The following is a 4,011-nucleotide window of genomic DNA, read 5'->3' as shown; positions in this document are numbered from 1 at the left end:
CCTCACCACCGATAGCCTCCTGGAGGATATCGAGGCCGAGACGGTTGATTTCGCCGACAACTTCGATGGCTCCCAGCAGGAGCCCACGGTGCTGCCGGCCCGGATCCCGCAGCTGCTGCTGAATGGTTCGGCGGGCATCGCCGTGGGGATGGCGACGAACATCCCGCCCCACAACCTCAATGAACTGATTGATGGCTTACTCGCGTTGATCGCGAACCCGGAGATCACTGATCAGGAGTTGATCCAGCTGATCCCTGGCCCGGATTTCCCTACCGGTGGTCAGATCCTGGGGCGTGAGGGCATCCGCGAGACCTACCTGGGCGGCCGCGGCTCCGTGACGATGCGCGGGGTGGCCAACATCGAAACTATCGAGGCTCCCGGGCGCCCTGATCGCGATGCGGTGATCATCACCGAGTTGCCGTATCAGACCAACAAAGCGGCTCTGATTGAGCGAATCGCTGAGCTTGTCAACGACAAGAAGCTCGAGGGCATCTCCGACATCCGCGACGAGAGCGACCGCGATGGCATGCGGATCGTGGTGGAGCTGCGCCGCGACGCCTACCCGCAGGTGGTGCTGAACAACCTGTTCAAGCTCACCCCGCTGCAGAGCAACTTCAGTGCATACATGTTGGCGCTGGTGAACGGTGAGCCGATCCTGCTCACCCTGCGCAAGATGCTCGAAGTGTTCCTCGACTTCCGGGTCGAGACGATTGAGCGCCGCACCCGCTACCTGCTGCGCAAGGCCGAGGAGCGTGACCACATCCTCCTGGGCCTGCTGCTGGCCCTCGATCAGCTCGATCCGATCATTGCCTTGATCCGGGCTGCACCCGATACGGCCACGGCACGGCAACATCTGCAGGATCGCCATGGCCTTTCAAACATCCAGGCCGACGCCATCCTGCAGATGCAGCTGCGTCGTCTCACGGCTCTTGAAGCCGACAAGATTCGGCTCGAGCATGAGGATCTGGTCACCAAGATCGCCGACTACAAAGACATCCTTGGCCGGCGTGAGCGGGTGTTCGGGATCATCCAGGATGAGCTCGGTCAGCTGCGGGAGCGCTACCCGAGGCCGCGTCGTACCGAAATCCTCGACCTTGGCGGTGGCCTCTCCGACATCGACCTGATCGCCAATGAGCGTTCGGTGGTGCTGCTCACCGAGACCGGCTATCTCAAGCGGATGCCGGTGAGTGAATTTGAAGCCACCAGCCGCGGCACCCGCGGTAAGGCCGGCACCCGCAGCCAGGGTGAAGATGCGGTGAAGTTGTTCATCAGCTGCAACGACCACGACACCTTGGTGCTATTCAGCGACCGTGGTGTGTCGTACGCCCTGCCCGCCTACCGCGTGCCCCAGTGCAGCCGTGCGGCCAAGGGAACGCCGGTTGTGCAGCTGCTGCCGATTCCCCGGGAGGAGGCGATCACCTCATTGATTCCGGTGTCGGAGTTCAGCGACGACACCGATCTGCTGATGCTCACCAGCGGTGGCTTCATCAAGCGCACCCGCCTCTCGGCCTTCAGCAACATCCGCTCCAATGGCCTGATCGCCATCAACCTGGAAGAGGGCGATGCCCTCACCTGGGTGCGCCTGGCGGTGCCCGGCGACAGTGTCTTGATCGGCTCCAAAGCCGGGATGACCATTCACTTCCGCCTCAGTGATGAGGAGTTGCGGCCCCTGGGGCGTCCGGCCCGCGGCGTGCGTTCGATGAACCTGCGCGATGGCGATGCCCTGGTGAGTATGGATGTGCTGCCGGTGGAACTCGCCGATCAGGTGGCCGCCAGTGCCGAGGATGAAGAGGATGCCGTCAGTGAGGGTCCTTGGGTTCTCGTGGCTTCGGCTTCGGGTCTGGGCAAACGGGTGCCGGTGACCCAATTCCGCTTACAGAAGCGGGCCGGTATGGGCCTGCGGGCAATGAAGTTCCGCACCGACGCCGATGAGCTGGTGGGGCTGAGTGTGCTCGGTGCCGGTGAGGAACTGCTGCTGGTGAGCGAGAAGGGGGTGATCGTGCGCACTAGCGCCGATGCCATTCCCCAGCAGTCCCGCGCTGCCACGGGGGTGCGTCTGCAGAAGCTCGACAAGGGCGACCGGCTGCTGAAGGTGGTATTGGTGCCGCCGGAAGCGGAGGACGAATCCGCTGACGACGACACGTCGAACGACAGCGAATCGAGTGACACCGAAACGGCCGCGCAGGACAGCTGACCTTGGTTGAGCCGGTGAATGTGATAGTGCTGGGGGGCGCTCCTGCTGCCCTCTGCATCGCCTCGGAACTGAACCAACAGGGCGTGGCAGTTGTAGGCATTGCCCCCGATCCAGTCGACAACCCATGGCCGAATACCTACGGCATCTGGGCCGATGAACTCAAAGCGGTGGGACTTGAGCAGCTGCTGGAGCACCGCTGGAGTGACACCGTCAGTTACTTCGGCGAAGGCGGATCAACGGCTCAGGATCAGAGCCATTCCCACGGGATTGACTACGGCCTGTTCGATCGGTCTGCTCTGCAGCGCTACTGGCTGGATCGGGCTGATGGTGTGGTTTGGCATCAAGACACCGTTGAGCGGCTGGAAGTGAATTGTGCAATCACCAGCGTGTGCTGTGCATCGGGAACGACATTGCAGGCACGCCTGGTGATCGATGCCTCCGGTTCGCGCACGCCCCACATCCGCCGCCCGGATCAGGGGCCGGTGGCGGGCCAGGCGGCCTACGGCGTGGTGGGGCGTTTCTCCAAACCGCCAATCGAACCGGACCGGTTTGTATTGATGGACTACCGCCGCGATCATCTCAGTGAGGAGCAGCAACAGGAACCTCCAACGTTCCTGTACGCGATGGATCTGGGCGATGGGGTGTTCTTCGTGGAAGAAACCTCACTTGCTTTGGCACCGGGTGTTCCCTACGACATTCTCAAGCAACGGCTCCAGCAGCGCTTGGATCTGCGCGGCGTGGAAATCACTGAGGTGATCCATGAGGAGTTCTGCCTTTTCCCGATGAACCTGCCATTGCCGGATCGCAACCAACCGGTGTTGGCTTTCGGTGGTGCGGGGAGCATGGTGCATCCGGCCTCGGGCTACATGGTGGGATCGCTGCTGCGGCGGGGGCCTGATCTGGCCCAAGCCCTCGCCGATGCCCTCGCCAATCAAAGCCTTGGCTCAGCAGCCTTGGCGCAACGGGGTTGGCAGGCGCTCTGGCCCATCGAATTGGTGCTGCGCCATCAGCTTTATCAATTCGGCCTGGGGCGGCTGATGGGCTTCAACGAAGCGTTGTTGCGCACCCACTTCGCCACCTTCTTCTCATTGCCGAGGGAGGAGTGGTTTGGCTTCCTCACCAACACCCTGCCGCTGCCGCGCTTGATGGGGGTGATGCTGCGCTTGTTTGCTTTATCGCCCTGGGAGTTGCGGCGAGGTCTGGTGCTAGGGGCGGTTCAGGGCCAAACACCGCGGTTTTGAGATCTCTTCAAACTGCGTGTCGATCCCTCAGATGAGGGAGTGCTGAGCACCGATTGATCCCCCGTTTGCGGGAGGCATTTCTTTATGCGCTAAGTACTGAAGGCTGTACCGGGGCCCAGTCCAACGGCTGAATCAGCGGGAACAGGCGGTCATCCAGCTGCACCTCCTCGAGCCAGCCCTCCGGCAGCTCGGTGGTGCCGTCGATGGCCTGCATCAGCTGCCAGAAGCGACCCAGGTGGCGTTGCACCCGTTCGCGGGCCAGTTCGGTGGTGGTGCCTGCTCGGAGGATGAAGCTCCAATCCGACGACTGCGCCAGCAACAGTTCCCGCGCCGCCTGCTGCAGCCACTGCATCGCCTGCTCGCTGCCCACCCCGCGGCTGCAGCGCTGCACCATCGCTGCACTGGCCTTTTCCCATTCCGGGATGATCCACGCGTTGCTGTCGTTCAGCCAGTAGTCGTGATAGCCCCCTTTCCCCCAGCTGGAGGGGCAGGGATCACAGAGCTGGAGGTGGCCAACGCTGTTCAACACATCCCGAAGCCGGGTGAAGCTCACCCCCTCCTGCGGTGCCTGTTGGA

The 4,011-nt window shown here is 62.7% G+C and carries 3 protein-coding genes; 2 read left to right on the top strand and 1 reads right to left on the bottom strand.

Translation table 11 applies throughout. From position 1 onward, the window contains the following. Together ACGVJ8_RS00250 and crtL are read left to right on the top strand one after the other, a co-directional pair. A partial coding sequence (locus ACGVJ8_RS00250) for a DNA gyrase subunit A (protein WP_392344953.1) occupies window positions 1–2,194 on the top strand: 2,194 nt, incomplete at its 5' end. A 2-nt stretch (window positions 2,195–2,196) separates the two neighbouring features. After that, window positions 2,197–3,435 carry a lycopene beta cyclase gene (gene crtL / locus ACGVJ8_RS00245; RefSeq protein ID WP_392344952.1) on the top strand — a complete coding sequence of 413 codons (1,239 nt, stop codon included), beginning with the start codon at window positions 2,197–2,199 and terminating at the stop codon, window positions 3,433–3,435. Window positions 3,436–3,517: 82 nt separating this feature from the next. Here the strand turns inward: crtL and ACGVJ8_RS00240 are convergent. Further along, a partial coding sequence (locus tag ACGVJ8_RS00240; protein WP_392344951.1) for a 1,4-alpha-glucan branching protein domain-containing protein occupies window positions 3,518–4,011 on the bottom strand: 494 nt, incomplete at its 5' end.

Origin of the sequence: Parasynechococcus sp. (assembly GCF_042954245.1) — a bacterium.
In the GTDB taxonomy this organism is placed as follows: Bacteria; Cyanobacteriota; Cyanobacteriia; order PCC-6307; family Cyanobiaceae; genus Parasynechococcus.
The sequence above is the reverse complement of the archived record's forward strand: the minus strand, read 5'-3'. Positions and strand labels throughout refer to the sequence as shown.